This is a genomic window from Rhodococcus parequi (assembly GCF_046042785.1).
GTDB lineage: Bacteria > Actinomycetota > Actinomycetes > Mycobacteriales > Mycobacteriaceae > Prescottella > Prescottella parequi.
The window spans coordinates 61,434-87,163 of sequence record NZ_JBDLNV010000003.1 but is presented as its reverse complement, the minus strand read 5'-3'; the positions used below and the strand labels follow the sequence as shown (position 1 = coordinate 87,163).

General features: G+C 69.2%; 32 protein-coding genes. 16 read left to right on the top strand and 16 right to left on the bottom strand.

Going from position 1 to position 25,730, the window contains the following annotated elements; translation table 11 throughout:
- Positions 1–77: 77 nt before the first annotated feature.
- Positions 78–887, bottom strand: a complete 810-nt coding sequence (gene sepX, locus ABEU20_RS08635; RefSeq protein WP_420164011.1) for a divisome protein SepX/GlpR — start codon at positions 885–887, stop codon at positions 78–80.
- A gap of 498 nt (positions 888–1,385) precedes the next feature.
- Between sepX and ABEU20_RS08630 the strand changes: the two genes are divergently transcribed.
- The gene (locus ABEU20_RS08630) at positions 1,386–2,135 is read left to right on the top strand and encodes an MspA family porin (RefSeq protein ID WP_420164010.1); all 750 of its coding nucleotides are present in this window, start codon (positions 1,386–1,388) and stop codon (positions 2,133–2,135) included.
- Between the two features lie 63 nt (positions 2,136–2,198).
- Here the strand turns inward: ABEU20_RS08630 and ABEU20_RS08625 are convergent, their stop codons facing one another.
- From ABEU20_RS08625 to ABEU20_RS08615, 3 genes are read right to left on the bottom strand one after another with little or no spacing between them, the layout of a single operon-like run.
- Positions 2,199–2,858, bottom strand: a complete 660-nt coding sequence (locus ABEU20_RS08625; protein ID WP_420164009.1) for a GNAT family N-acetyltransferase — start codon at positions 2,856–2,858, stop codon at positions 2,199–2,201.
- Positions 2,842–4,101 (bottom strand): molybdotransferase-like divisome protein Glp, encoded by a 1,260-nt coding sequence (gene glp / locus ABEU20_RS08620; protein ID WP_420164008.1) that lies wholly within the window; start codon positions 4,099–4,101, stop codon positions 2,842–2,844. Before glp ends, ABEU20_RS08625 begins: the two co-directional genes overlap by 17 nt.
- Before the next feature lie 53 nt (positions 4,102–4,154).
- Positions 4,155–5,078: a UTP--glucose-1-phosphate uridylyltransferase gene (locus ABEU20_RS08615; protein ID WP_420164007.1), complete on the bottom strand. Its 924-nt coding sequence runs from the start codon at positions 5,076–5,078 to the stop codon at positions 4,155–4,157.
- A gap of 61 nt (positions 5,079–5,139) precedes the next feature.
- Between ABEU20_RS08615 and ABEU20_RS08610 the strand changes: the two genes are divergently transcribed.
- From ABEU20_RS08610 to mscL, 4 genes are all read left to right on the top strand, one after another.
- Entirely contained in the window at positions 5,140–5,730 is a 591-nt protein-coding gene (locus tag ABEU20_RS08610) for a 5-formyltetrahydrofolate cyclo-ligase (RefSeq protein ID WP_420164006.1), read from the top strand.
- Between the two features lie 113 nt (positions 5,731–5,843).
- Complete coding sequence (locus tag ABEU20_RS08605; protein ID WP_420164005.1) at positions 5,844–6,122, top strand: FmdB family zinc ribbon protein; 279 nt, start codon at positions 5,844–5,846, stop codon at positions 6,120–6,122.
- A gap of 109 nt (positions 6,123–6,231) precedes the next feature.
- On the top strand, positions 6,232–6,936 hold the full coding sequence (locus ABEU20_RS08600; protein ID WP_420164004.1) for an SAF domain-containing protein: 705 nt from the start codon (positions 6,232–6,234) through the stop codon (positions 6,934–6,936).
- Positions 6,937–7,014: 78 nt separating this feature from the next.
- Entirely contained in the window at positions 7,015–7,449 is a 435-nt protein-coding gene (mscL, locus tag ABEU20_RS08595; RefSeq protein ID WP_420164003.1) for a large-conductance mechanosensitive channel protein MscL, read from the top strand.
- Between the two features lie 94 nt (positions 7,450–7,543).
- On the opposite strand, the gene ABEU20_RS08590 is transcribed toward mscL, so the two are convergent.
- The 8 genes from ABEU20_RS08590 to mrf all read right to left on the bottom strand — a co-directional run bounded on the left by ABEU20_RS08590 (position 7,544) and on the right by mrf (position 14,251).
- Entirely contained in the window at positions 7,544–7,717 is a 174-nt protein-coding gene (locus tag ABEU20_RS08590) for a hypothetical protein (protein WP_420164002.1), read from the bottom strand.
- On the bottom strand, positions 7,714–8,208 hold the full coding sequence (locus tag ABEU20_RS08585) for a MogA/MoaB family molybdenum cofactor biosynthesis protein (RefSeq protein WP_420164001.1): 495 nt from the start codon (positions 8,206–8,208) through the stop codon (positions 7,714–7,716). The genes ABEU20_RS08590 and ABEU20_RS08585 overlap by 4 nt, the downstream gene beginning before the upstream one ends.
- 80 nt (positions 8,209–8,288) lie before the next feature.
- Positions 8,289–9,671: a S1C family serine protease gene (locus ABEU20_RS08580; RefSeq protein WP_420164000.1), complete on the bottom strand. Its 1,383-nt coding sequence runs from the start codon at positions 9,669–9,671 to the stop codon at positions 8,289–8,291.
- Positions 9,672–9,836: 165 nt separating this feature from the next.
- Complete coding sequence (locus tag ABEU20_RS08575) at positions 9,837–11,237, bottom strand: HAMP domain-containing sensor histidine kinase (protein WP_420163999.1); 1,401 nt, start codon at positions 11,235–11,237, stop codon at positions 9,837–9,839.
- A gap of 65 nt (positions 11,238–11,302) precedes the next feature.
- Entirely contained in the window at positions 11,303–11,989 is a 687-nt protein-coding gene (locus tag ABEU20_RS08570; RefSeq protein ID WP_420163998.1) for a response regulator transcription factor, read from the bottom strand.
- A 62-nt stretch (positions 11,990–12,051) separates the two neighbouring features.
- Positions 12,052–12,663, bottom strand: a complete 612-nt coding sequence (locus ABEU20_RS08565) for a trimeric intracellular cation channel family protein (protein ID WP_420163997.1) — start codon at positions 12,661–12,663, stop codon at positions 12,052–12,054.
- Positions 12,664–12,746: 83 nt separating this feature from the next.
- Positions 12,747–13,016 (bottom strand): type B 50S ribosomal protein L31, encoded by a 270-nt coding sequence (locus ABEU20_RS08560; RefSeq protein WP_420163996.1) that lies wholly within the window; start codon positions 13,014–13,016, stop codon positions 12,747–12,749.
- Positions 13,013–14,251 carry a ribosome hibernation factor-recruiting GTPase MRF gene (mrf, locus tag ABEU20_RS08555; protein ID WP_420163995.1) on the bottom strand — a complete coding sequence of 413 codons (1,239 nt, stop codon included), beginning with the start codon at positions 14,249–14,251 and terminating at the stop codon, positions 13,013–13,015. Before mrf ends, ABEU20_RS08560 begins: the two co-directional genes overlap by 4 nt.
- Before the next feature lie 113 nt (positions 14,252–14,364).
- Here mrf and rpmB point away from each other — a divergent pair, with 113 nt between their 5' ends.
- The 8 genes from rpmB (at position 14,365) to ABEU20_RS08515 (ending at position 20,889) form a co-directional block, all read left to right on the top strand.
- Positions 14,365–14,601, top strand: coding sequence for a 50S ribosomal protein L28 (gene rpmB, locus ABEU20_RS08550; RefSeq protein WP_420163994.1), 237 nt, complete (start codon positions 14,365–14,367; stop codon positions 14,599–14,601).
- Positions 14,602–14,606: 5 nt separating this feature from the next.
- On the top strand, positions 14,607–14,771 hold the full coding sequence (gene rpmG, locus ABEU20_RS08545) for a 50S ribosomal protein L33 (RefSeq protein ID WP_420163993.1): 165 nt from the start codon (positions 14,607–14,609) through the stop codon (positions 14,769–14,771).
- A 5-nt stretch (positions 14,772–14,776) separates the two neighbouring features.
- Positions 14,777–15,082, top strand: a complete 306-nt coding sequence (rpsN, locus tag ABEU20_RS08540) for a 30S ribosomal protein S14 (protein ID WP_420163992.1) — start codon at positions 14,777–14,779, stop codon at positions 15,080–15,082.
- A gap of 9 nt (positions 15,083–15,091) precedes the next feature.
- A complete protein-coding gene (gene rpsR, locus ABEU20_RS08535; protein ID WP_031940661.1) occupies positions 15,092–15,349 on the top strand; it encodes a 30S ribosomal protein S18 in 258 nt (85 codons plus the stop codon).
- A 101-nt stretch (positions 15,350–15,450) separates the two neighbouring features.
- The gene (locus ABEU20_RS08530) at positions 15,451–16,638 is read left to right on the top strand and encodes an ABC transporter substrate-binding protein (RefSeq protein ID WP_420163991.1); all 1,188 of its coding nucleotides are present in this window, start codon (positions 15,451–15,453) and stop codon (positions 16,636–16,638) included.
- Complete coding sequence (locus ABEU20_RS08525; protein ID WP_420163990.1) at positions 16,635–17,672, top strand: iron chelate uptake ABC transporter family permease subunit; 1,038 nt, start codon at positions 16,635–16,637, stop codon at positions 17,670–17,672. Before ABEU20_RS08530 ends, ABEU20_RS08525 begins: the two co-directional genes overlap by 4 nt.
- Positions 17,669–18,445, top strand: coding sequence for an ABC transporter ATP-binding protein (locus tag ABEU20_RS08520; RefSeq protein WP_420163989.1), 777 nt, complete (start codon positions 17,669–17,671; stop codon positions 18,443–18,445). The genes ABEU20_RS08525 and ABEU20_RS08520 overlap by 4 nt, the downstream gene beginning before the upstream one ends.
- 113 nt (positions 18,446–18,558) lie before the next feature.
- Complete coding sequence (locus tag ABEU20_RS08515) at positions 18,559–20,889, top strand: arylsulfatase (protein ID WP_420163988.1); 2,331 nt, start codon at positions 18,559–18,561, stop codon at positions 20,887–20,889.
- Between the two features lie 19 nt (positions 20,890–20,908).
- On the opposite strand, the gene ABEU20_RS08510 is transcribed toward ABEU20_RS08515, so the two are convergent.
- Both ABEU20_RS08510 and ABEU20_RS08505 read right to left on the bottom strand, forming a co-directional pair.
- The gene (locus ABEU20_RS08510; RefSeq protein WP_420163987.1) at positions 20,909–21,304 is read right to left on the bottom strand and encodes a hypothetical protein; all 396 of its coding nucleotides are present in this window, start codon (positions 21,302–21,304) and stop codon (positions 20,909–20,911) included.
- Between the two features lie 48 nt (positions 21,305–21,352).
- Positions 21,353–21,676: a MerR family transcriptional regulator gene (locus tag ABEU20_RS08505; protein ID WP_420163986.1), complete on the bottom strand. Its 324-nt coding sequence runs from the start codon at positions 21,674–21,676 to the stop codon at positions 21,353–21,355.
- A 145-nt stretch (positions 21,677–21,821) separates the two neighbouring features.
- Here ABEU20_RS08505 and ABEU20_RS08500 point away from each other — a divergent pair, with 145 nt between their 5' ends.
- Positions 21,822–22,748: an AEC family transporter gene (locus ABEU20_RS08500; protein ID WP_420163985.1), complete on the top strand. Its 927-nt coding sequence runs from the start codon at positions 21,822–21,824 to the stop codon at positions 22,746–22,748.
- Between the two features lie 10 nt (positions 22,749–22,758).
- Here ABEU20_RS08500 and ABEU20_RS08495 read toward each other — a convergent pair whose 3' ends face one another.
- Positions 22,759–23,454: a helix-turn-helix transcriptional regulator gene (locus ABEU20_RS08495; protein WP_420163984.1), complete on the bottom strand. Its 696-nt coding sequence runs from the start codon at positions 23,452–23,454 to the stop codon at positions 22,759–22,761.
- A gap of 20 nt (positions 23,455–23,474) precedes the next feature.
- Positions 23,475–24,893: an amidase gene (locus tag ABEU20_RS08490; RefSeq protein ID WP_420163983.1), complete on the bottom strand. Its 1,419-nt coding sequence runs from the start codon at positions 24,891–24,893 to the stop codon at positions 23,475–23,477.
- 142 nt (positions 24,894–25,035) lie between these two features.
- Between ABEU20_RS08490 and ABEU20_RS08485 the strand changes: the two genes are divergently transcribed.
- Complete coding sequence (locus tag ABEU20_RS08485; RefSeq protein ID WP_420163982.1) at positions 25,036–25,338, top strand: ArsR/SmtB family transcription factor; 303 nt, start codon at positions 25,036–25,038, stop codon at positions 25,336–25,338.
- Positions 25,335–25,721 (top strand): VOC family protein, encoded by a 387-nt coding sequence (locus tag ABEU20_RS08480; protein ID WP_420163981.1) that lies wholly within the window; start codon positions 25,335–25,337, stop codon positions 25,719–25,721. The genes ABEU20_RS08485 and ABEU20_RS08480 overlap by 4 nt, the downstream gene beginning before the upstream one ends.
- Positions 25,722–25,730 lie beyond the last annotated feature (9 nt).

The following is a 25,730-nucleotide window of genomic DNA, read 5'->3' as shown; positions in this document are numbered from 1 at the left end:
GGTCCTCGACAACGTGAAGGGCGCCCGATCGATGATCGGGCGCCCTTCAGGAAAGCTCGTCGGAGATACCGGGGAGACTACTGTCCCGACGCTCGCCGCAGATCGTCGTCGCGGTATCGGCTGTCGTCGTAGCCGTACTCGGCGGCCTCCGCGTCGTAGTAGTCGAGGTGGTCGAACGCCGGGTCTCCGTCGTCGACCTCGAGGACCACTGCACCGGGCCGACGCAACCGCGACGGCACGAGACGCAGTTCGTCGTCGGACAGCGACTCCACACCGAGCCGCGACCGGCCGACCCGCGCCATCCGCCGGCGGCGGATGGCCTGCTCCATGTGAACCTGGCGGCGCAGGTACGCAAGGTAGAACCCGAGCCCGAAGAACGTCAGCGCGAAGACCCACCACATGACGGGGGTGAGCGCCACGGCCAGCCCCGCTGTGAGGAGCGACGCGAACACCAGCCCCAGCACGGAGCGCTGGCGGAACTGATATCGCGCCACGCGTGCAATCGCGTCGGCCTCGGGGTCGAATCCGCCCCGGCCGCGCCGGTCCGGAACGTACTCTCCTGCGGCGCCGCGATCACGCGCCCTCAGGTCGTCGTCGGCGTGAGCGTCCATTCGATCCTCCGCGTCCGTGCCGTAGTGGTCGTCGCCGTAGTGGTCGTCACCGTGGGTGTCACCGAGATGCGGTGCCGGTCTCCAGTTCGGGTCGCTGCGGTGCCCGGCCGCGGGACCCCGCGCCGTCCGCTCGGCCCCGCCCCGAAACAACACTCGAGTCGCGAGTGCCGCGTCGGTCGTCTGCCGGATCCGAGGCCGCCTGCTGACAAGCATCGGAACAAGGACGAACAGCCAGACGGCGACGAGCGCGATCCAGAGGATCGAGGAACTCGGCATACCGGCGGCCTCCTCCCATTCGTCTACCAGCACTGATGTCGCCAATGACCTGTTCAGGGTAGTGGCAGCGAGGCCTCCATCGTCGCAGACGCGCCGACTCAAGTTTCGCAGGTGTCACACCCGTCACTCGATTATCACCTCTCGAGGAAGAAATTGCAGCCTCGAGATTCCCCGCCCCGTGCGACGACCCCGGCCGCGCAGCAATCGGCTCCCGCTGCGGGTCGCCGCGCCGGGGCCGAGCCCGGCACGGGAGTAAGCGCCCTTCAGCGTCCTTCAGCGTCCTTCAATGACCCGGGAAAAGCGACAAAACACGACGCCGATTCCAAATCGTTAGCGCCTCTTGATCAAATCTAGGAAAACAAGTCGCCAAAATCTTACGGATCAGTGATTCAGCCCCAATACTGCATCCGGGACAGGCGCTCGCGATTTGCCCGTTCCACACCGCCCGAGGCCGGAGTTCCGCTCCGGTCGCGCAACAATCGAAGACGAGGAATTCCCATGCACGTGAATCACCGGTTTTTCCTTCGACACTTCCGCCGCCGCAGCTTTACCCGCTCGGCCACCGCGGTCGTCGCCGGCACGGCGGCCCTGCTCCTCGCGGCCGGTGTGGGCACCGCGGGCGCCGAGGTGACGCAGCAGGAGAACACCTCGGCGCACACCGTGAGCTTCGACGGCTGGGATCTCGATGTCCAGCAGACCGGGCAATCCATCAACAGCGTGCAACCGCTGTCCGGCAACCAGTTCACGCGCGACCTCTTCGCCAGCCAGCGCGCGCTCGCGACGGTGAGCGGCAACGGCGGCTCGCCCTACACCGGCGGCACTCTCGAGGTCGGCTACCAGATCGGCTACCAGGCCGACGTCTCCAACGGTGCCGTCATCACCGGCAACGCCGGCGTCACCCCGGGCGCAGTATTCATCCCCGAGGTGTCCGAGAACCTGATCCTCACGGCCGATCCCGAGGTGCCCGCCGTCGTCGAACTGTTCAACGGACAGGCACTCGAGCTGGGCGTCGAGACGCCGGTGGAGGGCAACCTCTCGACGCAGATCGCACCCGGCACCATCGCGACCGTGCCGGTCCAGAAGAAGGAGTGCAAGTCGACGCAGTGCGCCATCACCCTGCGTGACGTGCACCTCGAGGTCAATCACGCACTCGGCACCGTGTCGGTGCGTTCGTACGCCATCTTCACCGCGTCCACCGACATCGCCGACGACGTCGTCGTCAGCTACGGACCGCCCGTCATCGTGTGATCGAGGGCCGAGCGGCCTCGTCGGGCGTCGGGCCCCGGCGGGGCCGCTCGGCCGTTCGCGCGGCTACCCCCAGGTCGCGCGTCCGGCACGCACCAGCCGATCGGAGATCGAGCCGGGAACTTCTTCCACCGTCATCGCGACCAGCAGGTGGTCGCGCCATTGGCCGTCCACGTCCAGGTAGCGGCGCAGCAAGCCCTCCTCGCGGAACCCGGCGTGCTCCAGAACCGCCCGGCTCGCAACGTTTTCCGGGCGCACCGTGGCCTCCACCCGGTGCAGGCCCATCGGGCCGAAGCAGTGGTCCAGGCCGAGCGCGAGCGCCCCGGTCGCAACACCCTGACCACCGACGTCCTTCGCGACCCAATAGCCGATCCACGCCGAACTCAACGCGCCGCGGATGATGTTGCCGACGGTGATCTGCCCGCAGTAGTTGCCGTCGAGTTCGATGACCATCGGCAGCATGCGACCCTTGCGCGCCTCCGACCGCAGGCTCGAGCACAGGCCCGGCCAGGTCGTGACGTGGTGTCGATCGTTCCACAGCGCCTGCCCGGTGGGCTCCCAGGGCTCGAGGTGCTCACGATTGGTGATCCGCAGCCGACTCCACGTCGCCGCATCACGTAACCGTATGGGTCGCAGCGTTACTCGACCGGCCGCCACCCGCAGCGGCCCGACCCGGGCCGGCCACCCCGGGTGAACCGACCCACTGCGCTCAACCCCGCTGCGCAAGGAACGCGACTTCCACCTCTTCACCGGCACGAACCTCGGTGACCGCGGGATCGACGAGCACCAGGCAGTTGGCCTCGGCGAGGGTGGCCAGCAGATGTGACGACGCGCCGGGGGCGCCACCGAGCGCCTGCACCAGGTACTCACCGGTGGATTCGTCCCTCATCAACTGCCCGCGCAGGAAGCCCTTGCGGTTCGCGATGGACGTGATGGGCGCGACCGAGCGGGCGGTGACGATCCGGCGCATCGGCTGTCGTCGCCCCAGGGCGATACGGATCAGAGGACGCACCATCACCTCGAACACGACGAGCGCACTCACCGGGTTCGACGGCAGCAGGAAGGTCGGAACCTCGTCCCGTCCGAGCTGCCCGAATCCCTGGACCGATCCCGGGTGCATCGCCACCCGTTCCACCTCGAGATCGCCCAGATCGGCGAGCGCCTCCCGCACGTCGTCGGAGGCCCCGCCGCCGACGGCGCCCGCGATGACGACGATCTCCGAGCGGATCAGCTGCCCCTCGACGACCTCTCGGAGGCGGCGCGGATCCATCGTCGCGATGCCGACCCGGTTGACGTCGGCGCCGGCGTCGCGCGCGGCGGCCGCGAGCGCATACGAATTGACGTCGTACACCTGGCCCGGACCGGGGGTTCGGTCGATGTCGACGAGTTCGCCGCCGACCGAGATCACCGAGAGCCGCGGACGCGGATGCACGAGAACCTTGTCCCGGCCGACCGCGGCGAGCAGCCCGACCTGGGCCGCGCCGATGATCGTTCCCGCCCGGACCGCGACGTCGCCGGGCTGGACGTCGTCGCCGGCGCGCCGCACGTAGTCGCCCGAGCGGACCGGCTTGTAGACCTTGACCCGCGCGTGGCCGCCGTCGGTGCGGTCCATCGGCAGGACCGCGTCCGCGAGCGTCGGCAGCGGCGCACCGGTGTCGACTCGCACCGCCTGGCGCGGTTGGAGCCTGATCGGCTGACGGGAGCCCGCGGTCACCTCACCGACCACCGGGAGGGTGAGTTCGGTGGGTTCGCCGTCCTCGCCGCGGATATCGGTACCCGCGGCGAGGACGTCGACACTGCGCACTGCGTAGCCGTCGATCGCAGCCTGGTCGAAGCCCGGCAGTGGCCGTTCGGTCACCACTTCTTCGGCGCAGAGCAATCCCTGTGCCTCGGAGATCGCCACCCGGACGGGCCGGGGTGCCACCGCGGCAGCAGTCACTCTCGACTGCTGCTCCTCAACCGAGCGCATGTGGTTTCTCGTCCTCCAGACCCTGTCGACCCGACCCGTACTGCTGCGAACCGCTATTCGGCGGAGGGCTGCTGCAGTCGGTCGGTCAGCCACTCCCGCAGCGACGGGCCGTACTCGTCGCTGTTCAACGCAAAGTCAACCGCAGCGCGCAGGTAACCGCCGGGATTTCCCAGATCGTGTCGAGTTCCGCGGTGGACCACGACGTGGACGGGATGCCCCTCGGCGATCAGCAGCGCGATCGCATCGGTGAGCTGCAGTTCGCCGCCCGCACCCGGAGTGATCCGGCGCAGCGCGTCGAAGATCGCGCGATCGAGCAGGTACCGACCGGCCGCAGCGAAGGTGGACGGAGCGTCCTCCATCGCGGGCTTCTCGACCATGCCGGTGACCTTGAGGACGTCCGGATTGGTGGCGTCGGGGACGGTCTCGACCTCGAACACGCCGTACGCGCTGACCTGCTCCTTGGGCACGTCGATCGCGCACAGCACGGTGCCGCCGCGCTTGGCGCGCACCCGGGCCATCGTGTCGAGCACACCGCGCGGCATGACCAGGTCGTCGGGCAGGAGCACCGCGATGGCGTCCTCGTCGTCGTCGAGCACGGCCTCGGCGCAGCCGACCGCGTGACCGAGGCCCAGCGGCTCCTCCTGGACGACCGAGTCGACCTCGAGCAGCCCCGGCGCCTTCCGCACCTTCTCCAGAAGGTGGTACTTGCCGCTGGCTTCGAGCTTGCTCTCGAGAACGAGATCCTCGACGAAGTGAGCGACGACACCGTCCTTGCCGGGCGATGTCACGATGACGAGACGGTTGGCGCCCGAGTCGGCCGCCTCTCCGGCCACCAATTCGATACCCGGGGTGTCGACCACCGGGAGTAACTCCTTCGGGACGGTCTTCGTCGCAGGTAGGAAGCGTGTTCCCATCCCTGCAGCGGGAACGACCGCCGTCCGAAAGCACCTGTTTCCATTGGTGACGGCATCTGTCATAACTCACCACCCTATCCATCCGGCCCCCGCGGCCGGACGGAGCGATCCTAAGGTGGCCGTCATGGATTCGCTCTCCAAGCCGGAATGGCGTGCTCACGTCCTCCGTGAACGCCGTGCGGTACCCCTCGGGACCCGGGCATCGGAGGCGCGGACGCTGGCCGCGAGGGCGGTTTCGTTCGTCGCCGCGACGGCACCCGCGGGCGCGACGGTGTGCGCGTACGTGCCCGTCGGCTCCGAACCCGGTTCGGTCGCCATGCTCGACGGGCTGCGTACGGCCGGGTACCGGGTGCTGGTCCCGGTCACCGGGGAACCCGGTCCGCTCCGATGGGCCGAGTTCACCGGCGACGACAGCCTCGTCGCTGCAGGACACGGCCTCCGGGAACCGACGGGCCCGGTACTGCCGGTCGGCGTCGTCGCGTCGGCGGCGGTGATCTTCGTCCCGGCGCTGGCGGTGGACGAGCAGGGTGCCCGGCTCGGTCGCGGCGCCGGCTTCTACGACCGCACCCTCGGTGCGGTCCGTCCCGACACTGCACTCGTCGCGGTGGTGCGGGACGCCGAACTGGTGCCGTCGCTGCCGGCCGATCCCCACGACGTCCCGATGCGGTACGCGCTCACCCCGGGTCGCGGGCTCGTCCCGCTCGGCAGCGAGTGACGTTCGCGACGTCTCCGCCCCTGCGGAAATAGCATCCTGGTTTCCACTGTTGGCACTGTCGACTGTAGAGTGCCAACACCTGCGGTTTGACTACACAGTGCGGAGGAACCCCAGTGCCCACCTACTCGTACGCCTGCACCGAGTGCGACAACAAGTTCGACATCGTGCAGTCGTTCAGCGACGACACCCTGACCGTGTGCCCGGCATGCTCGGGCAAGCTCCGCAAGCTGTTCAACTCGGTCGGCATCGTGTTCAAGGGCAGCGGCTTCTACCGCACCGACAGCCGTGGCGGCAGCTCGAGCACCGTGAGCGAACCCGCGAAGAAGTCCGAGTCCACCTCGACTGCTTCCTCGTCCACCGCGAGCGGGTCGAGCACGGCCGCCGCGAGCTAGCCTCCGCCCCGACCCACTTTCTCCACAGCCCCCGGCCCATCCACAGGCCGATCGGTTCTCCCATGAACGCCGGGGCCGGTTCCTCGCACCCGGTCGTAGCGTTCGGCGCATGCCGAAGTACTCCGCCCGTTTCCGGGGGCCGCGTCGCGATTCACCGTTGGCGCCGACACTGCTCAGCAGGGTCGGCGCCGCTGTGCGTCCGGACTGGGCCCGCACCGACACGGCACGGCGGATCACCGCCGGTGTCCTCATCGTCGCCGCCGGGGTGCTCCTGGTGCGCGACGGCCTGCGCGACGCGGGCACGCCCGTCCTCGTCGCGGCGCGCGATCTGGCGCCCGGCAGCATCCTCACTCCCGACGACGTCCGGGCGGTCGACCGCCCGGACCCGGACCTGCCCGACGGATCGGTGCGCATCGTCGGCGACGTCTCCGGTCGCACCGTCGCCTCACCGGTCCGGGCGGGCGAGGTCCTCACCGACGTCCGCCTGCTCGGCCCCAGGCTCACCGAGGCCGCTGCCGGATCACCCGACGCGCGCATGGTTCCGGTCCGGTTGACCGATCCCGGTCTGTCCGAACTCATTCGCGCCGGGGACCGGGTCGACGTCCTCACCGTAGATCAGTCGTCCGGGACCGACGAGATTCGACGGCCTATCCCCACCGTGCTGGCGACCGACGCCACGGTCGTCCTCGTCGCGCCCGAGGCGTCCGGAGGTGGACGACGCGACCGTGTGGTGATGCTCGCGCTACCGGCGCCCGCTGCCGGCGCGGTGGCCACCGCGTCACTCACCGACGCGCTCACGGTGACACTGCGGTGAACGCGCGCCGGTCGCCCGACGTGCCGCCGTGAATTAGGGTCTGCTGGTGCACCAGTCATCCGAAGCGAGGGGGCACAGATGCTCAAGGGATTCAAGGACTTCCTGCTCCGGGGCAACGTCCTGGATTTGGCGGTCGCGGTGGTCATCGGCGCCGCGTTCACCGCGATCGTGACCGCGTTCACCGACAACATCATCAGCCCGCTCATCGCCGCGGTCGGCGGATCCGACGATCTCCCGTGGGGCAAGGCGATCATCGAGGGCAACGAGGCCACGTTCGTCAACGTCGGCGCGGTCGTGACCGCGATCATCAATTTCGTCATCATCGCCGCCGTCGTCTATTTCGTCCTGATCGTGCCCGCGAACGCGGTCAAGGCGCGGTTCGCGACGGAGGAGGAGGACACCAAGGCCAGCGAGGCGGATCTCCTCATCCAGATTCGCGACATCCTGGCCGAGGGACGGATCGGAGAGACGGCACCCGCCTCCGACGGCCGACACACACAGGTCGACGACTGACCGGGTACCGACCGCAGAACGCGTGATGCGCGTGACCCCGCAGGGGCACGCGCATCACGCATTTCGGTGCAATGAAGTTCGGGCAGAACCGATCTCAGCCGTGGTGCGGAGGCACCTGACGACGCAACCACTCGTCCTGGGTGCCGGCGCCGTCGCCGCGCGCGTCGCCGTCATGCGACCGCTCGTCGGACGTCTGCTCCGGCAGGACCGTCCCGAACACGGCATCCAGCCGTGCCCGGTCGACTTCCGTCTTCTTGTCCCGAGTCATTCGTCGATCGCCGACAACTGGCCGATGACATGGCTCGCCAGCGGAGTCAGCGTCGCCATGCCGTCACGGACGGCCGCCCGAGACGACGCGAGGTTGGCCACGAGCGTGCTCCCCGAGATACCGACGAGCCCACGCGAGATCACCGCGTCGACAGCGCCCGCCGCCAGACCCGACGACCGCAGCGCCTCACTGATGCCGGGCAACTCCCGATCGAGTACCTCGGCGGTCGCCTCCGGCGTGACGTCGCGCGGGGTGACACCGGTGCCACCGACCGAGATCACGAGGTCGACGCCGCCGATCACCGCGGTGTTGAGCGCATTGCGGATCTCCACCTCGTCCGCGGTCACCGCGACCGTCGCGTCCACCAGGAATCCGGCTTCGGTGAGCAGTTCGGTGACCAGCGGCCCCGTCGAGTCGAGGTCGCCGTGTGCGGTGCGATCGTCGACGATGACGACGAGTGCACGCCCGGCCATCGGTGATTCGAGTTCCATGGTTCCTACCGTAGTGGCAGCATCCGACGACGTCCGGACGTGGCGGAGAATCCGCGGCGTCGCGCCACTTGCGGAGTTCATCAACGGCCACCCGTGGTGGGCGCGGTGCCGAGTTCGACGTCGACGGTCTTGACGTTGCCGGACGGGTCCTTGTAGGTGACGGTCACCTTGTCGCCGGGGGCGTGGGACCGGATGGCGGCGATGAGCGAGTCACCCGACGTGATGACCCGGTCGTCGACCTTGGTGACGACCGCGCCCTTGGGAATACCGGCCTTCTCGGCCGGGCTGCCGCCGGTGACGTCGACGACCGTCGCGCCGCCCGTCGTCTCCTTGGCCGACACCTGGACGCCGATGATCGCCTGAGTGGCCTTGCCGGTCTTCACCAGTTCGTCGGCGATACGCCGGGCCTGGTCGACGGGAATCGCGAAGCCGAGCCCGATCGAGCCGCCCTGCCCGCCGGCCGTCGCGATCGCGGTGTTGACACCGATCAGCCGGCCTTCCATGTTCACCAGCGCGCCACCCGAGTTGCCCGGGTTGATCGCGGCGTCGGTCTGGATCGCGTCGATGACGGTGTTCTGGTTGCCGGTCTCACCGCTGGTCGACACCGGCCGGTCGAGGGCCGAGACGATGCCGGCCGTGACGGTGCCCGCCAGGCCGAGCGGGGAACCGATCGCGACGACCTCCTCACCGACCTTGACGTCCTCGGACGAGCCCAGGTCGATCGGCGTCAGATCCGACTTGCCGTCCACCTTGATGACCGCGATGTCGGAGGTCGGGTCTGTGCCGACGAGAGTGGCCGGCGCCGTGCTGCCGTCGGAGAACGCGACCAGCAGTTTGCCGTCCGTCCCGCCGCCGGCGACGACGTGGTTGTTGGTCATGATCAGACCGTCGGACGAGAGGATCACACCGGAGCCCTCGCCTTCACCGCGGGTGCCCGCCACCTGGATCTGCACGACGCTCGGCACGACCTTCTCGGCGACGGCCTCGACGGAACCCTCCGGCGCATTCGACGCGGGGCTCGTGCTGGGCTTGGGTGCGTCGAGCGCATTCGAGACGGGGGCGCTGCTGCCGTTGTTCGACGATGCGAGCGAGCCGACGACACCGCCGATGCCACCGCTCACGAGCGCCAGTGCGATGGCGCCGGCGACGAGCGCCGATCGCCCGACCTTGCGGTGCTCGGACGGGGGTACCGGGGCGCCCGTCGTGGGAAGGGTTCCGCCGGCGCCGACGCTCGGGATCTGCTCGGTGGGGTGGTAGCCCGTCCGGTAGCCGGGCTGCTGCGGGTAGCCCGGGTATCCGGCGCCCTGCGGCGTCGTCGGGTGGTACCCGGCGCCGTGGCTCCACGGATCGCGGGGTGCGGCGGGCTGCTGCCCCTCGCCGTGCTGCGGAGCGTTCGGGGCGGGATGACCCTGGTAGGGATTGCCCTGGTTCGGGTCACCGTGAGGATTACGGTCGTCGGTCATCGCACCGCTTTCTGTCGTGACCGCCTGTGTCGGGCGGCGCTCGTGGTCGCTGACTACCAGACTGCCCGGCCCGTCTGAGAGGCCGCTGAGACGGTCCTTTCAGTTTCCCGTGACCTCATCAGCCTGGCCAGCACGGCAATTCGGACACGAAACCGACCCGAAGGCTCAGCGTGCGTCGGCCTCCGGCTCCCCCGGCAGCACGATGCGGATCCGGGCGCCACCCCGATCCGACGTCTCCACCGCGATCGTGCCGCCGTGCTTGACGACGACCTGCCGCACGATGGCCAGACCCAGCCCCGATCCCGGCATGGAACGGGACACGGTGGACCGGTAGAACCGCTCGAAGACCAGTTCGCGGTCCTCGAGCGGGATGCCCGGGCCGGCGTCGTCGACGACGAGTTCGAGCAGTCGATCGCCGATCTGCCGCATCGTGACGTCGACCCGCTCCCCGGTCGGGCTCCACTTGGCCGCGTTGTCGAGGACGTTGAGGACGGCGCGGGACAGCCCCGCCTGGTCGCCGTAGATGAACCACGGCGTCGTCTGCGCCTCGAAGTCGATCTCGTTGCGGCGCCGACGGGCCTTCTCCAACGATCGTTCGACGACCTCGCTGAGGTCGACGAGTTCGAACACCGTCTCCGGGGCGTCCTCACGGGCGAGGTCGACGAGGTCGCCGACGAGCGTCGACAACTCCTCGATCTGCGCGACGACGTCCGCGCGCAGATCGGCCATGTCCTCGTCGGGGATGCTCGGTGCGCCGGGGCGACTCGACGCGATCAGCAGCTCCATGTTGGTGCGCAGCGAGGTCAGCGGCGTGCGCAGTTCGTGACCGGCGTCCGCCACCAGGCGGCTCTGCCGGTTCCTCGACTCCCCCAGTGCGCGGAGCATGGTGTTGAAACTGACGGTGAGCCGGGCCAGTTCGTCGTTGCCGGTCACCGGGATGGGGGTGAGGTCGTCGGTGCGGGCGACGCGTTCGGCCGCGGCGGTCAGCCGTCCGATCGGGCGCAGACCCGTCCGTCCCACCGTGGTTCCGGCGGCCGCCGCGAGCACGACGCCGCAACCACCGACCACGAACAGCACCCAGGCGAGACGGTCGAGGACGTCCTCGGTGGGTTCGAGTCGCTGCGCGATCACCAGGGTGCTGCCGTCGCGGGTCCGCTCGGCCAGTACCCGGTTGCCTTCGACGGTCCGCAGCGACGAGTCGAGTTGGCCGCGGGCGACGGCGAGCTCGGCGGGCCCGATCGGCACCACGGAACCCGGCGGGATGTACTTGTTCAGGTCCGGAAAGATGAGCGCCACACTGATATCGGTGGTGTAGAGGGTGGCGCCCGCGATGTAGCGCGGATCGAACGTGATGAGGTCGTTGTCGACGATCGCCGACGCCCGCGAGCGCAGTTGGTGATCGACGTCCGCGTACAGCGCCCGCGACACCACCGCATAGGCGGCGAACGCCATCAGCGCCACCGCGATCGCGACGACCGACGCCGCGAGCAGCGTCACGCGCCAGCGCAGCGACACCGATCGCGTCAACGGCATCGGCGGCCGCATCTCGTGCTGCACGGGACGCATGGGACGGAGCGGGGGAAGCGGACCGGGCTGGTGTTGCGGTCCGGACCTGCCGAAGGGGGCACCCATCACGGAGGCGTCTCCCGCAGGACGTAGCCGACACCGCGCACTGTGTGGATCAGTCGCGGCTCACCGTCCGCCTCGGTCTTGCGGCGCAGGTACCCGACGTACACCTCGAGCGCGTTGCCCGAGGTCGGGAAGTCGTAGCCCCACACCTCTTCCAGGATGCGACTGCGGGACAGGACCCGGCGCGGGTTCGCCATCAGCATCTCGAGCAGCGCGAACTCGGTGCGGGTGAGGCTGATCGAACGCCCCCCGCGGGTGACCTCGCGGGTCACCGGGTCGAGTGTCAGGTCCTCGAACGTCATCGCCTCGGAGTCGTCACCGACCGCGGGCGCCGCGCGCCGCAACAGTGCGCGCAGGCGGGCCAGCAACTCCTCGAGCGCGAACGGCTTGGGCAGGTAGTCGTCGGCCCCGGCGTCCAGGCCGGCGACCCGCTCGGACACCGAATCACGGGCCGTGAGAACGAGAATCGGCAGATCGTCGCCGGTGCTGCGCAACCGGCGACACACCTCGAGCCCGTCGAGGCGCGGCATCATCACGTCGAGCACGAGCGCATCGGGGCGCGACGCGGCCACCTTCTCGAGCGCGTCCATACCGTCGACGGCGAGCTCGACCGTGTAGCCGTTGAAGCTGAGGGATCGCCGCAGCGACTCCCGCACCGCCCGGTCGTCGTCGACCACCAAAATGCGCATGCCGACATTTTGGCCCCACCGACTGAGATCCCGCTGAGAGGATCCCGTTCACGCGTGTCGGCTCACTCCCGCGACAGCCGCGGGCCCGGCAGGGACCAGTGCCGCCACAGCGCGAGCAGGCGCAGCCCCGACGCCACGACCGTTCCGATCACGAGCGACGTGTTGCCGGTCAGCCCTGCCGACGTCCCCGCCACCACGAGCGCGGCTCCCAGCAGTGCCGGGATCGCGTACAGATCGCGGTGCAGCAGCAGCGGCACCTCGTTCACCAGGACGTCGCGCAGGATGCCGCCACCGATCGCGGCGGTGGCCCCGATCAGCACCGACGCGAGCACGCCGGCGTCGGCGTCGAGCGCGATCACCGCACCGGTGCTGGCGAACAACCCCATGCCGAGGGCGTCGAGCGCCAGGATCTCCCGACGCACCCTGCCGAGCGTCGAGTGCAGGAAGAACACGATGACCGACGTCCCCACCGCCGTCCCGAACAGCGGCCAACTGGTCAGCGACGTCGGTGGGTGGATGCCGAGCAGGACGTCGCGCACGATGCCGCCGCCGATGCCCGTGAAGACGCCGACGACACACACCCCGAAGATGTCGAAGCGCTTGCTGACCCCGACGAGGGCGCCGGACGCGGCGAACGCGACGATGCCCACCAGTTCGAGGATCTTCAGCAGCACGCCGACAGCCTCGCACGGCCGCCGTGTCGACGATCACAGGCGCGGCGGATCGATCACCCGAGTCGCTTCGGTACCGCCATCGCTCAGCCCTCCCGACGTTCGCCGCGGATCCGGCGGCCGTACCGGCGTTCGAACTTCTCGACCCGGCCCTCGGTGTCGACGATCCTGTCCGCGCCCGTCCAGAAGGGGTGGGACGCGCAGGTGACGTCGACGACCACCAACGGATAACTGTGGCCGTTGTCCCACACGACGGTGCGGTCGGTGCGGGCCGTCGATCGCGTGAGAAAGGCCGTTCCGGTGTTCGCGTCCTGGAACACCACGGGTCGGTAGTCGGGATGGATTCCGGTCTTCACGATGCGTTCTCTCCGTTCTTCTCGAACGCGCCCAGGGGTGCCTCGGCGCAGGGGTCGGTGTGGAACTCGCCGAACGGGTCGTCCCAGGTGGGCCACGACGCCTCGTCGACGAGTTCGCGTTCGGTGAGCAGCGCCCAGCGGAGCGCCGCGGTGATCTCCTCCGGTTCGACGTCGTGGGTGAGGACGACGATCGAGGTGTCCCGGTCGCCGAACCGCGCGTCCCAGCGCAGGGCAGCGAGGGCCCGCCGTTCCGGGTCGACCTCCGACATCTCGTCGTCGCTCATGTCGGCGAGCCAGCGGTCTGCTGCGGCCACCCGCAGTCCACCACCGGCGGATTCGAGCCACAGCGCGACGTCGGGCCGAGTCGCGAGCCAGAGCCGGCCGCGGGCGGTGACGACACCGTCGAGCAGGACGTCGATCGCCTCGTGGAGGCGGCCCGGGTGGAACGGGCGGCGCGCTGCGAACTCGACGAGCGCCACTCCGTGATCCTCGTCGAGCGGCGGGCGGCCGCGCAGCAGCGGCGAGTGGGCACCGTCGACACGGCCGCGGCGGGCGTCGGCGCCGATGCGTGGCAGGAGTACGGGTCCGTCGGCCACGGACGAGACCGGGGCGCCCGGCGCCAGACGGGCCAGCACTGCTCGGATCCTGTGGCTCGACCACGGGTCGCACGCGCCGTCGTCGACCACCAGCGCGTCGGCGAACGCGACCTGACCCACCGCGACCTGCGCGACGGTCCGGTCGTCGTCGAGGTCCTCGTCGCCGGTCACCGGATCCCACCAGGCATCGGCACTCAGACAGGTCACGACGCCCTCGACTCGGACGTCGCGCGCGGCGGGCCCGTCGATCTGCCCCACGACGCCGACCACCGGTACGTGTTCGATCGCCCAGCACACCGCCTCGGGTTCCAGGGCCGGGTCGAGTTCGAGGACGACGCGGTGCACCGAACTGCGTGCGTGCAGCCTTCGCAGCATCGGCAGCAGGTCGTACCGCAGCGTGCAGGACACGCACCCGTGGGCGAGTTCGAGGATTTCCGTGGTCTCCACGGGCGCGGAGGCGGTCCCCGTCGTGACCGTTCGGCGCACGACGCCCTGCCCGAGTTCGGCGAGATCGTGACGGATCACGACGGTGCCCTCGTCACCGAGGAACGAGCGGGCCGTCTCGTGTACCGGCCCGCGCCACCCGCTCACGAGCACCAGCGGGGTGCGGCCGTCCGACAGCTCCGGTAGCGCAGCCACAGAGAACCCCTTTCGAAAACGATTGTCATTACGATTAACGAAGACTACAGTCCCTTCTCGTTATCGACAACCATTTTCAAGAACTGGCCGTCCGTCGGCCGGAAGGAGGCCCCGTGTCCGCTCACTGCCAGGTGACCGGCAGACGCCCCGGGTTCGGCCGCTCCGTATCGCACTCGCACCGACGAACCGGTCGGCGCTGGAACCCGAACATCCAGACCAAGACGTACTTCCTGCCCGGCGAGGGTCGCCGCATCACCCTGCGCGTGACCCCGAAGGGCATCCGCACGATCGACCGCGACGGCATCGAAGCCGTCGTCGCCCGCATCCGGGCGGCCGGAGAGAAGGTGTGAGAACCATGGCACGCAACGAGATCCGTCCATCGATCAAGCTGGAGTCCACGGCGGGCACCGGCTACCGGTACTACACCCGGAAGAACCGGCGCAACGACCCCGAGCGGCTGGTGCTGCGCCGCTACGACCCGGTGGTGCGCCGGCACGTCGACTTCCGAGAGGAGCGCTGACGGGCATGGCGAAGAAGTCGAAGATCGTCCGGAACGAGCAACGCAAGGCGGTGGTGGCGCGCTACGCGTCGCTGCGCGCGGAACTGAAGGAGACGATCCGGCGACCGACCTCCACTCCCGAGGAACGTGCCGCAGCACAGTTTCGGCTGGCAGGGCTGCCGCGGGACGCGAGTCCGGTACGATTGCGCAATCGAGACGCCGCGGATGGACGTCCGCGCGGTCACCTGCGAAAGTTCGGCCTTTCCCGCGTGCGGGTACGCGAGATGGCCCACCGCGGGGAACTGCCAGGCGTACACAAGTCGAGCTGGTAAGGAAGAGCAATGGCAGTCAAAAGGGCACCGTCGAAGAAGGGGCGCGGCGCGGACGCCGGCCGTAAGCCCAAGAAGAACCCGCTGTTCGCGGCCAAGATCGAGTACGTCGACTACAAGGACGTCAACCTGCTCCGCACGTTCATCTCGGACCGCGGCAAGATCCGCAGCCGTCGCGTCACGGGTCTGACCCCGCAGCAGCAGCGTCAGGTCGCCGTGGCCGTGAAGAACGCCCGCGAGATGGCGCTCCTCCCCTTCACCAGCCGCTAGAACCTTTGCCGGACGCCGCGCGGTCCGAGTGACCGCGCGGCCTCTCGGCGTTACTGGCGAGCGGCGCACGGGTCGTCGCGGGTGCACGCTAGATTCTCCGGGTGTCGTTTTCGTTCCGTACCGCTGTTCTTCTCGCTGCGACCGCCCTGACCGTGGGTGGTGTCGCGGCGTGCTCGTCCGATGACCCGAGTGACTCCGCGCCCGCCGCCGGCGCCGACTGCATCACCGACTTCGATGCGAGCACCGACTACTTCCCGGACAAGCAGACGGTCGAGTACGCGGAGAACTTCGACATCGAATACCACCGGTCGTACCAGGTGCTGACGGTCCGCCAGCCCGGCCAGGCCGACGAGTCGTACGTGCTCACCCGCTGCGGCGCCCCGGCGCCCGAACTGACCGGTGACCTCGCCGGCGCGCAGCAGGTCACGACGCCGGTGACGAGCCTGTTCGCCGAGTCGACCACCCACCTGCCCAGCCTCGAGGCGCTCGGCAAGCTCGACGTGCTGACCGGTTTCGCGAGCGCCGACTACGTCTACAGCGACGCCGCGCGTCAACACATCGCCGCCGACGGCGTCACGCAGTTCGCCACCGCCGGTCAGGTCGATGCCGAGGCCGTGGTTGCGCAGGCGCCGCAGGCCTTCGTGACCGGAGGCTTCACCGATCCCGCGTTCGCGGTGATCGAACGTTCGAAGATCCCGGTCCTCGACAACTACGACTGGCTCGAGACCGACCCGCTCGGGCGCGCCGAGTGGATCAAGTTCTTCGCGGCCCTCACCGGCACCGAGCAGCAGGCCGGCGAGACGTTCGACGGGATCGTCTCCGACTACGGCAAGTACACGACCCTCGCCGCGGACGCCGCGGAGGTGCCGATCGTCCCGGGGCTGCCCTACCAGGGCGCATGGTCGGTGCCGCTGGCCAGCTACTCCAACGCCCTCTACTCCACCGCCCGCATCACGCACCCGTGGATGACCGAACCGGGCACCGGCAGCCTGCAGACGGACCTCGAGACGGTGTACGCGAAGGCCGGTGGATTCCCGCTCGCGATCAGCACGTCGTCGAACACGACGAAGGCCGAGGCGATCGCCGCCGAGCCGCGTCTCGCCGAGTTCGCGGCGTTCCGCGACGGCCAGGTGTGGACGTCGTCGGCGCGAATGACCGACGCCGGCGCGCTCGACATCTACGAGCAGGGTGTGCTGCGGCCGGATCTGGTGCTCGCCGACCTCGTCGCGATCGCGCACCCGGACCTGCTGCCCGGCCACGAGTTCACCTTCTACCGCCGGCTGCAGTGAACCGCACCGCCGCAGCCGTCACCGCGCTGGTCGCGTTCGTCGTCGCGGCCACGATCCTCGCGGTGTCGGTCGGGTCGGTGACGATCCCGTTCGGCACCACCGCGCGCTACCTGTTCACGGGTGACGCGGGATCCGCGCGCTGGACCACGCTCATCGCGGACATCCGTCTGCCGCGCGTGGTCACCGCGGCGTGCGCGGGTGCGGCGCTCGCGGTCGCGGGCCTGCTGATGCAGACACTGTTCGCGAATCCGCTCGCCGACCCGTACATCCTCGGGGTGTCCTCCGGCGCCAGTCTGGGTGTCGCGCTGGTCGTCCTGGGCTCGGGCACCGGCGCCGGCGTGTTCGCCGCGGTCGCGGGCACCGGACGGTTGGGGATCGCGGCGGCCGCCGCGATCGGTGCACTGGCGGTCCTGCTGCTCGTGCTCGCCATCTCGCGCTGGATCCGCTCGGTCGTCACGCTGCTCATCGTCGGGGTCATGGTCGGGTCGGTGACCAGCGCGATCGTCTCGCTGCTGGTCGCGTTCTCGCAGCCCGCCCAGATGCAGCAGTTCATCCTGTGGAGCCTGGGCTCGTACGCGGGCGCGTCGTGGTCGGACCTGCGGGTGCTCGTGCCCGCGGTCCTCGTCGGCATCGCGTTGGCCGCGACGCTGGTGCGGCCCCTCAACGCGATGCTGCTCGGCGAGGACTACGCCCACTCGATGGGCGTCCACCTGGTGCGCACCCGCGCCGTCGCGATCACGGCGTCGGCGCTGCTGGCCGGGGCCGTCACTGCCTTCTGCGGCCCCATCGCGTTTCTCGGCATCGCCGTCCCGCACCTCGCCCGGCTGGCGCTCGGGACGTCCGATCACCGGATCCTGCTGCCCGGCGCCGTCCTCATGGGAGCGGGGGTGTCGCTGTTGTGCTCGGTGGTGGCGCAGCTGCCCGGACGCGACGGCGTCCTGCCCCTCAATGTCGTCACCGCGCTCGTCGGCGCGCCCGTCGTGATCCTCGTCCTCATGCGGTCGCGACGCGCGCAGGCGGGGAGCGTCTCGTGACCCTCGTCCTGGACGACGTCACTGTCGGCTACCCGGGCCGTCCGGCGCGCACGGTCCTGCGGGACGTGCGACTGACCGCGCACTCTGGGCAGGTGACCGCGCTGCTGGGCCCCAACGGCGCGGGCAAGTCGACCCTGCTGCGGTCGGTGGCCGGTTTGCAGCGAGTTCTCGGCGGCTCGGTGTTCCTGGACGGCGACGACGTCACGAAGCTCTCCCCCGCGCACCGCGCCCGGCGAATCGCGGTGGTCCTCACCGACCGCGTCGACGGTGGTCTCCTCACGGGCGGCGAGGTGGCCGCGCTCGGACGGCTCCCCCACCAGGGCTTCACGTCCCGGTTGAGCGCGGACGAGAAGCATCTGATCGCCGAGAGCCTCGACCGGCTGGGCGCCACCGATCTCGGCGACGTCCGCATGCACGAGATGTCCGACGGCCAGCGCCAGCGGGTCCTCATCGCCCGCGCTCTCGTGCAGCAACCGGCCCTGCTGGTGCTCGACGAGCCGAGTGCCTTCCTCGACGTGGCCGCCCGCGTCGAACTGCTGGCGCTGCTCGACGAGATCGCCACCGATGCCGGCATCACGGTGCTGCTGTCGACGCACGACGTGGAACTGGTGCTGCGCACGTCGCAACACGTGTGGCTCGCGGCCGGCGACGGCACCGTCGTCGACGGCAGTCCCGCCGCCCTGATCGAATCGGGCGCGATCACGCGGGCGTTCGACTCGCGGCGCGTCCGTTTCGATCCGTACGACGGAATCTTCCGGCTCGGCGAGGGCTAGGGCAGGGCTTCACCCCTCGCCGCCTTTCACCCGGTCGGGATGAGGCTTACGCCGCGGCGCCGATGGTCCACTGAGCGACACAGTGCCGGTCGCGGTGGGAGGAGCTCGAAACGATGAGTGGTGTTCCGTGGGCAGAGGCGATTCCCGGCGGGGAGAGCCTGCCGTTTCCACCGGTGCCGTCGGGCAGCATCGCCGGGCGGACGATGCAGGAGTCCGTGTACAACCCACGTCCGAAGGGGCGGCGCCTGCCCTCGGACGCACCGAACATCCTCGTCGTCCTCGTCGACGACGCGGGACCGGGTCTGCCGACCGGGTTCGGCGGCGAAGTGAACACACCGACCCTGGACCGGATGCTCGGAGAGGGCATCTCCTACAACCGCTTCCACACGACGGCGATGTGTTCGCCGACCCGCGCATCGCTGCTGACCGGGCGCAACCATCACCGCGTGGGCAACGGTCAGATCGCCGAACTCGCCAACGACTGGGACGGCTACTCCGGTCACATCCCGAAATCCAGTGCCACCGGCGCCGAGGTGTTGCGCCACTACGGATACACCACCGCCGCGTTCGGTAAATGGCACAACACTCCGGCCGAGGAGACCACCGCCGCAGGGCCGTTCGACAACTGGCCCACCGGTGTCGGGTTCGACTATTTCTACGGCTTCCTCGCCGGAGAGGCGTCCCAGTACGAGCCGAATCTCGTGCGCAACACCACCGTCGTTCTTCCGCCCAAGACCCCGGAGGAGGGCTACCACCTCAGCGAGGACCTGGCCGACGACGCCATCGGGTGGTTGCGCCGCCACAAGGCACTCGACGCCGAGCGGCCGTTCTTCATGTACTGGGCGAGCGGGTGCCTGCACGGGCCGCACCACATCATGAAGCCGTGGGCGGACCGGTACGCCGGTAAGTTCGACGACGGGTGGGACGCCTACCGGGAGCGTGTCTTCGCACGCGCCAAGGACAAGGGGTGGATCCCGCCCGAGGCGGAACTCACCGATCGCGATCCCACGATGACGGCGTGGGACGACATCCCCGACGACGAGAAGCCGTTCCAGCGGCGGCTGATGGAGGTCGCGGCGGGCTACGCCGAACACTGCGACGTCCAGATCGGACGACTCTTCGACGAACTCGACCACCTCGGCTACGGGGACAACACTCTGGTCCTCTACATCTGGGGGGACAACGGCTCGTCGGGCGAGGGTCAGAACGGCACGATCAGCGAACTGCTGGCGCAGAACGGTATCCCCACCACCACCGCTCAGCACATCGCCGCGCTGGACGAGCTCGGCGGGCTCGACGTCCTCGGCTCCCCCAAGACCGACAACATGTACCACGCGGGATGGGCGTGGGCAGGCAGCACGCCCTACAAGGGCATGAAGCTGCTGGCCTCCCACCTCGGCGGCACGCGCAACCCGATGGTGGCACGGTGGCCCGCGAAGATCACGCCCGACCCCGTCCCGCGCACGCAGTTCCTGCACTGCAACGACATCGTGCCGACGTTCTACGAATTGCTCGGCATCACGGCGCCGCGGACGGTGAACGGGGTGCCGCAGGATCCTGTCGACGGCGCGAGCTTCGCACCCACCCTGATCGATCGGGATGCGAAGGCGGGCAAGATCACCCAGTACTTCGAGATCATGGGCAGCCGTGCGATCTATCACGACGGCTGGATGGCGTCGGCGTTCGGCCCGCGATCCCCGTGGGTACCAGGGCTGCCCGGCGGCATCCGCGACTGGAGCCCCGACGACGACACCTGGGAGCTCTATCACCTCGACGAGGACTGGACCCAGAACCGCGACCTCGCCGGGGAGCACCCGGAAAAGCTCGCCCGGCTGCGGGAGATCTTCGCGATCGAGGCAGCGCGGAACAATGCACTCCCGATCGGTGGGGGCCTGTGGGTCGCGGCGATCCATCCCGAACAGAGAATCTCCACGCCGTTCACGAGCTGGGAGTTCACGGGCGACGTCGTCCGGATGCCCGAGTTCTGCGCGCCCGCGCTGGGCAACAGGAACAACCGGGTCACCGTCCGGCTGACCGCCCCCGAACGGGCCCGCGGAGTCCTCTACTCACTGGGCGCCAACAGCGGTGGCCTGACGTGCTTCATGGACGACGGCTACCTCTGCTACGAGTACAACCTGTTCATTCTCATGCGCACGAAGGTTCGTTCGCCCCATCCGATGTCCCCGGGCACGCACACTGTCGAGGTGCTCACCGAGTACGCCGACGACCCCCACCCCGGAGGGCCGCTGAACATCCAGTTGAGTGTCGACGGGCGCCCGGTCTGCAAGACCACGGTGCCGGTCAGCGCGCCCCTGCTGTTCACCGCCAACGACTGCCTCGACATCGGCACGTCCCTGGGGTCGCCGGTGTCGCTCGACTACCGCGACCGAGCGCCCTTCTCGTTCGACGGGACGATCGAGCGGGTGGTGGTCGAGTACACCTGACCGGACCACGGCCGCGCGGCTAGTCGTCCGATCGATCCGGGGCGTCCGGGCGCGGCGCGATCTCGTGGAGCATCGCGTCCGACGACACCCATTGGCCGGTGCTGATCAGTTCGGCGATCACGAGATCGAACGCGTCGGCGAGCCATTCGTGACGGGCCCGGACAAGTTCGTTGTCACTGGTCGATTCGTCCGGCGTCTGCTCGAAGAAGCGCACGAGCCAGATGTCCCGGGCATCGGGGTCACTGCTCAGGCCGTGCTCGGTATTGGTTGCGAGCACGTACATTCCGAAGGCGAAGTCGACACGGATCGCGTACTCGCCACCGATGTTGACGACGCTGGTGGGTCGATGCGTGGCGGCAGCCAATGCGGTCAACGCGTCGGCGTAGCGGTCTGCGTGTTCCTGGGTGCGTGGCACTCGATGGTCCTTCGGGTAGGCGCGGGATCGGACTCGGCGGTCTCGCTGCTACACGGCCGATTCGGCCGTCGTCGCCCGCAACCGGGCGTTCTCGGCGCTCAACTCCTCACGCTCGTCCTCGAGCGCCAGGATCAGCCCGATGCCGGTCAGGTTCACCCCGAGCGCGACCAGTTCGCTGATCCGGGTCAAGCGGTACAGATCGTGCTCGCTGTACCGGCGGGTGCCGCCGGCGGTGCGAGACGGCGTGATCAGTCCGCGGCTCTCGTACAGCCGCAGCGTCTGCGGACCGATCCCGGACAGCTCCGACGTCACCGAGATGCCGTAGACGCCACGCTTCGAGCGTGGAGATTCCTCCGGCGGTTGAGTTCCCACGAAAAGAAAGGTAGCAGTGCCGGACACGCCCGATGAGCAGCGGCTCGCACTACCGGCCCGGCGCGGCGTGGGGACGGCCCGGGAGTAGAGTTCCCGACGGTATGTGCAGTTCAGCGACGCCTCGGTAGATCGGCGGATGTAGTCAGTGTCGGGTGTGGTCGCAGGCTTCACGGTCATCTTCGTCGTCATCGCGATCGGGTACTTCCTCGGTCGCAGCGGCACGCTCGGCGAGCACGGTCAGTTCGTGCTCAGCCGCCTCGTGTTCTTCGTCGCCACACCGGCGCTGCTGTTCGACACCCTTGCGAACTCCGACCTGTCGGTCGTGTTCTCTCCCACGCTGGCGGTCGCGGCGGCCACTGCCTTCGCGGTCGCAGGCATCTACCTGGTGGTCGCGAAGCTGTGGTTGCGCCGGCCGCTGCCGGAACTGGTCATCGGCGCGCTCGCGTCGTCGTACGTGAACTCGGCGAACCTCGGCATTCCCATCGCGGTGTTCGTACTCGGCGACGCATCCTTCGTCGCGCCGCTGCTGCTGTTCCAGATCATGATCTTCTCGCCGATCGCGCTGACCGTGCTCGACATCAGCACCATGCGCCAGGGCGCGTCCCGGGTCGAGACGATCACCGCACCGTTCAAGAATCCGATCGTGCTCGCGGGCGCGGCCGGCCTCGCGGTGGCCGTGTCGGGTTGGTCACCGCCCGAGGCCCTGATGCAACCGTTCCAGCTCATCGGTGGGGCGTCGGTACCCGGCGCCCTGCTGGCGTTCGGCCTCTCGCTGTACGGGGTGCGGGTGCTCGAGAAGGGGGCGAGTCCGCGCCGCGACGTCGCGCTCGCGTCCGTCCTCAAGATCTGCGTCCAGCCGGTGCTCGGCTACCTGATGGCCCGCTTTCTGCTGGGTCTCGAGGGCCACGAACTGTTCGCGATCGTCGTCGTCTCGACACTGCCCACGGCCCAGAACGTGTTTGTCTACGCCAGCCGCTACCAGCGCGGCATGGTCCTCTCGCGGGACGCCGCGTTCGTCACGACGCTGGCCTCGATCCCGGCCATCGGGTTGGTGGCGGCGTTGTTGACCTGAGCCGCCCGGCTCACAAGATGCCCAGTTCCGTGGCGCGTACCGCCACCCGCACGCGCGACCGCGACCCCGTCTTGGCAAAGATGTTCTCCAGATGCGTCGCCACGGTGCGCCTGCTGATCGAAAGCTCGGCTGCGATCTCGGCGTTGCTCGCGCCCTGCGCGACCAGCCCGAGAACCTGATACTCCCGGCCGCTCAACCGGAACGACTCTCGGTCGCTCTGATCGGCGACGATGCCACGACACTGCCGTGCCAGCGCCTCGATCCCGGCGCGCGCGGTCGAATCGACCCGCGGGATGGTGAAGCTCACGTGCAGGACGCTGGTCACCTGCCCCCGCTCCAGACCGAGCGCCACCGAAGAACCTTCCCGGAATCCCGACGGCCGCAACACGTTCGCCGCCGCGGGCGTCCGCTCGAAATCCGGCACGTCGTCCCAGCAGACGGGCCGCCCGGAGGCCACCCGGATGTGGTCGAAAGTTCGGGTGTCCTCGACGAACTCGTGCGCCAGGTACTGCGCGACGGGCACGGTGTAGCCGCCGTTCGCGAGCACCCGGTGGGCCCGGTCGCCGCGGCGACGGTAGGTGATCGCGGCCGCGACGTAGCCGAGCTCGGCCGACCAGCGCGAGAGCAGCCCGTGCGCGACGGTGACCGGCGATCGGGACGACACGAAGTCCCGCTCCCCGGCCACCGTCTCGCACCGCTCGCTCATGACCCGAATGTACCTGCGGCCTACGCCACCGGACGCCGGTCGGCCCAGGGCCGCGCCCGCTCCAGATTGGCGGCGGCTTTCAGCACCAGCGCATCCTGCCGGTGCCGCGCGGCGATCTGCAGACCGACGGGACGGCCGTCCGGAGTGAAGCCGGCGGGCACGGTGATCGCGGGATTGTTCAGCATGTTGTACGGGTAGGTGAGCAGCCAGTCCAACAATTGCTCGCGAAGCGACTTACCCTGCAGCCAGTCGGGGGCGAACTGGGTGAGCGGGAACGTCGCGGACGCCAGGGTCGGCGACACCAGGACGTCGTAGTCGTTCATGAACTCGGTCCAGGTGTCCCACATGCGACCGCGGAAGGTGTCCGCGCGGCCGTAGTCGACCCCGGTGAGGCGGCGCCCCTCGTGGATCAGTTCGATGAGGTTCTCGTCGACGTCGCCGTGCAGCGCATCCCAGTCGAGCATGTCGTGCTCACCCGCGAACCCGGGCACCCAGATGCCGTGCCACATCGCCTCCGACGGGTTGCCCCAGGCGGGCGTCGCCTCGACGATCTTCGCGCCCATCTCCTCGAAGCACGCGACCGCCTCGGCGCATACCGCCGCGACGTCGGGTTCGACGTGGCCGAGTCCGAGGTTCGGCGACCACGCGACCCGCAGCTCGTCGATGTCGCCGCGCGCCGCCTCGGCGTACGACGTCTCGACTCGCTCGATGCTGAGCGGATCCGAATGGTCCGGTCCGGCAAGGACGTCCAGCATCAGGGCGTTGTCGGTGACGGTGCGGGTGATGGGGCCGTGGTAGGCCCAGTTGTTGTAGCGTCCGGGCAGGATCGTCTGCGGGATCACGCCGGTCGTGGGCTTGAGGCCGACCACGCCGCACAGCGCCGACGGGATTCGGACCGACCCGGCGCCGTCGCTGCCTTCCGCGAGCGGAGCGAGACCAGCGGCGACGGCTGCCGCCGCACCACCACTCGACCCGCCGGCGCTGTGACCGGGCTTCCACGGGTTGTGGGTCGGGCCGAACAGGTGGTTGTCGGTGCCGCCGTAGTAGCCGCTCTCCGGCGTGTTGGTCTTGCCGAGGTAGAGGCCACCGGCCCGCCGCAACCGCGTGACGATGACAGCATCACGCTCGGCGATGTTGTCGCGCATGGGCTTCAGACCGAAGGTGGTCGGGAGGCCGCGCACGTCGGTCAGATCCTTGATCGTGAACGGAACGCCGTGCAGCGGACCGAGCGGTTCGCCATCCTCCCGTGCCCGTGTCAGGTCCGCGGCGTCGCGGCGCACCTGGTCGGCATCGAAGTGCACGATCGCGTTGACGGAGGGATTGACCTCCCCGACCCGGCGGATCATCTCCTCAGCGATCTCGTTGGGCGACAGCTTCTTCGAGCTGACCTGCGCAGCCATCTCGGTAGCCGGCATCCAGCCCAGATCCGATGTGTTCATGGGAACCGCCCTTCAGGTGACGTGTTTCGGAGTCGATCGCCACGCTATGACCGTCGTCACACCTGCACCATCGGTCGGGTGACCGATGGTGCAGCCGACCAGGCATTGACAGGCAAGCGTGGGCTTGCCTATCGTTTCGGGCGTGGCTGACCTGTTCAGGGCCCTCGCGGACCCGACGCGCCGGGCGATCCTCGACGAACTCGTCGACCGGGACGGTCAGACGCTGTTCGAGCTGTGCACGCGCCTGGTCACGAAGTACCAACTCGGCTCGTCCCGCCAGGCCGTCTCGCAGCATCTCGCGGTGCTCGAGGATGCCGGACTGCTCCACACTCGCCGCGAGGGCCGGTACAAGTTCCACCACCTCGACACCAGACGCCTGCGGGAGATCACAGATCGCTGGCCGGTTCGCGGCCCGCACCATGACGGAGAGGAAGAAGCGCCATGAGGATCCACCTGACGAGCGTGCACGTCGACGACCAGGACAAGGCACTCGCCTTCTACACCGACGTCCTGGGCTTCGTGAAGAAGTCCGACGTCCCGCTCGGCGAGTTCGCGTGGCTCACCGTCGTCTCCCCCGAGAACCCGGACGGCACCGAGCTGCTGCTCGAACCCGATCAGCATCCCGCGGCCCAGGCATACAAGAGCGGACTCATCGCCGACGGCATCCCGGCCGCGTCCTTCGCGGTCGACGACGTGCAGGCCGAGTTCGAACGGCTGCAGGCACTCGGCGTCGTGTTCACGCAGGAGCCGTTGACGATGGGGCCCGTCACCACCGCCGTCTTCGACGACACCTGCGGCAATCTGATCCAGATCGTCGCTCAGGACTGACGCCCACGC

Excerpts from the sequence above, each read along its gene's own strand:
- ABEU20_RS08585 (WP_420164001.1), bottom strand. The coding sequence starts at position 8,208 with ATGGAACTCGAATCACCGATGGCCGGGCGTGCACTCGTCGTCATCGTC.
- ABEU20_RS08590 (WP_420164002.1), bottom strand. The coding sequence starts at position 7,717 with ATGACTCGGGACAAGAAGACGGAAGTCGACCGGGCACGGCTGGATGCC.
- sepX (WP_420164011.1), bottom strand. The coding sequence starts at position 887 with ATGCCGAGTTCCTCGATCCTCTGGATCGCGCTCGTCGCCGTCTGGCTG.
- ABEU20_RS08630 (WP_420164010.1), top strand. The coding sequence starts at position 1,386 with ATGCACGTGAATCACCGGTTTTTCCTTCGACACTTCCGCCGCCGCAGC.
- ABEU20_RS08575 (WP_420163999.1), bottom strand. The coding sequence starts at position 11,237 with ATGCGTCCCGTGCAGCACGAGATGCGGCCGCCGATGCCGTTGACGCGA.
- ABEU20_RS08610 (WP_420164006.1), top strand. The coding sequence starts at position 5,140 with ATGGATTCGCTCTCCAAGCCGGAATGGCGTGCTCACGTCCTCCGTGAA.
- ABEU20_RS08570 (WP_420163998.1), bottom strand. The coding sequence starts at position 11,989 with ATGCGCATTTTGGTGGTCGACGACGACCGGGCGGTGCGGGAGTCGCTG.
- ABEU20_RS08490 (WP_420163983.1), bottom strand. The coding sequence starts at position 24,893 with ATGAACACATCGGATCTGGGCTGGATGCCGGCTACCGAGATGGCTGCG.
- ABEU20_RS08615 (WP_420164007.1), bottom strand. The coding sequence starts at position 5,078 with ATGACAGATGCCGTCACCAATGGAAACAGGTGCTTTCGGACGGCGGTC.
- mscL (WP_420164003.1), top strand. The coding sequence starts at position 7,015 with ATGCTCAAGGGATTCAAGGACTTCCTGCTCCGGGGCAACGTCCTGGAT.
- ABEU20_RS08515 (WP_420163988.1), top strand. The coding sequence starts at position 18,559 with ATGAGTGGTGTTCCGTGGGCAGAGGCGATTCCCGGCGGGGAGAGCCTG.
- ABEU20_RS08495 (WP_420163984.1), bottom strand. The coding sequence starts at position 23,454 with ATGAGCGAGCGGTGCGAGACGGTGGCCGGGGAGCGGGACTTCGTGTCG.
- ABEU20_RS08580 (WP_420164000.1), bottom strand. The coding sequence starts at position 9,671 with ATGACCGACGACCGTAATCCTCACGGTGACCCGAACCAGGGCAATCCC.
- ABEU20_RS08600 (WP_420164004.1), top strand. The coding sequence starts at position 6,232 with ATGCCGAAGTACTCCGCCCGTTTCCGGGGGCCGCGTCGCGATTCACCG.
- rpsN (WP_420163992.1), top strand. The coding sequence starts at position 14,777 with ATGGCGAAGAAGTCGAAGATCGTCCGGAACGAGCAACGCAAGGCGGTG.
- rpsR (WP_031940661.1), top strand. The coding sequence starts at position 15,092 with ATGGCAGTCAAAAGGGCACCGTCGAAGAAGGGGCGCGGCGCGGACGCC.
- ABEU20_RS08480 (WP_420163981.1), top strand. The coding sequence starts at position 25,335 with ATGAGGATCCACCTGACGAGCGTGCACGTCGACGACCAGGACAAGGCA.
- glp (WP_420164008.1), bottom strand. The coding sequence starts at position 4,101 with ATGCGCTCGGTTGAGGAGCAGCAGTCGAGAGTGACTGCTGCCGCGGTG.
- rpmG (WP_420163993.1), top strand. The coding sequence starts at position 14,607 with ATGGCACGCAACGAGATCCGTCCATCGATCAAGCTGGAGTCCACGGCG.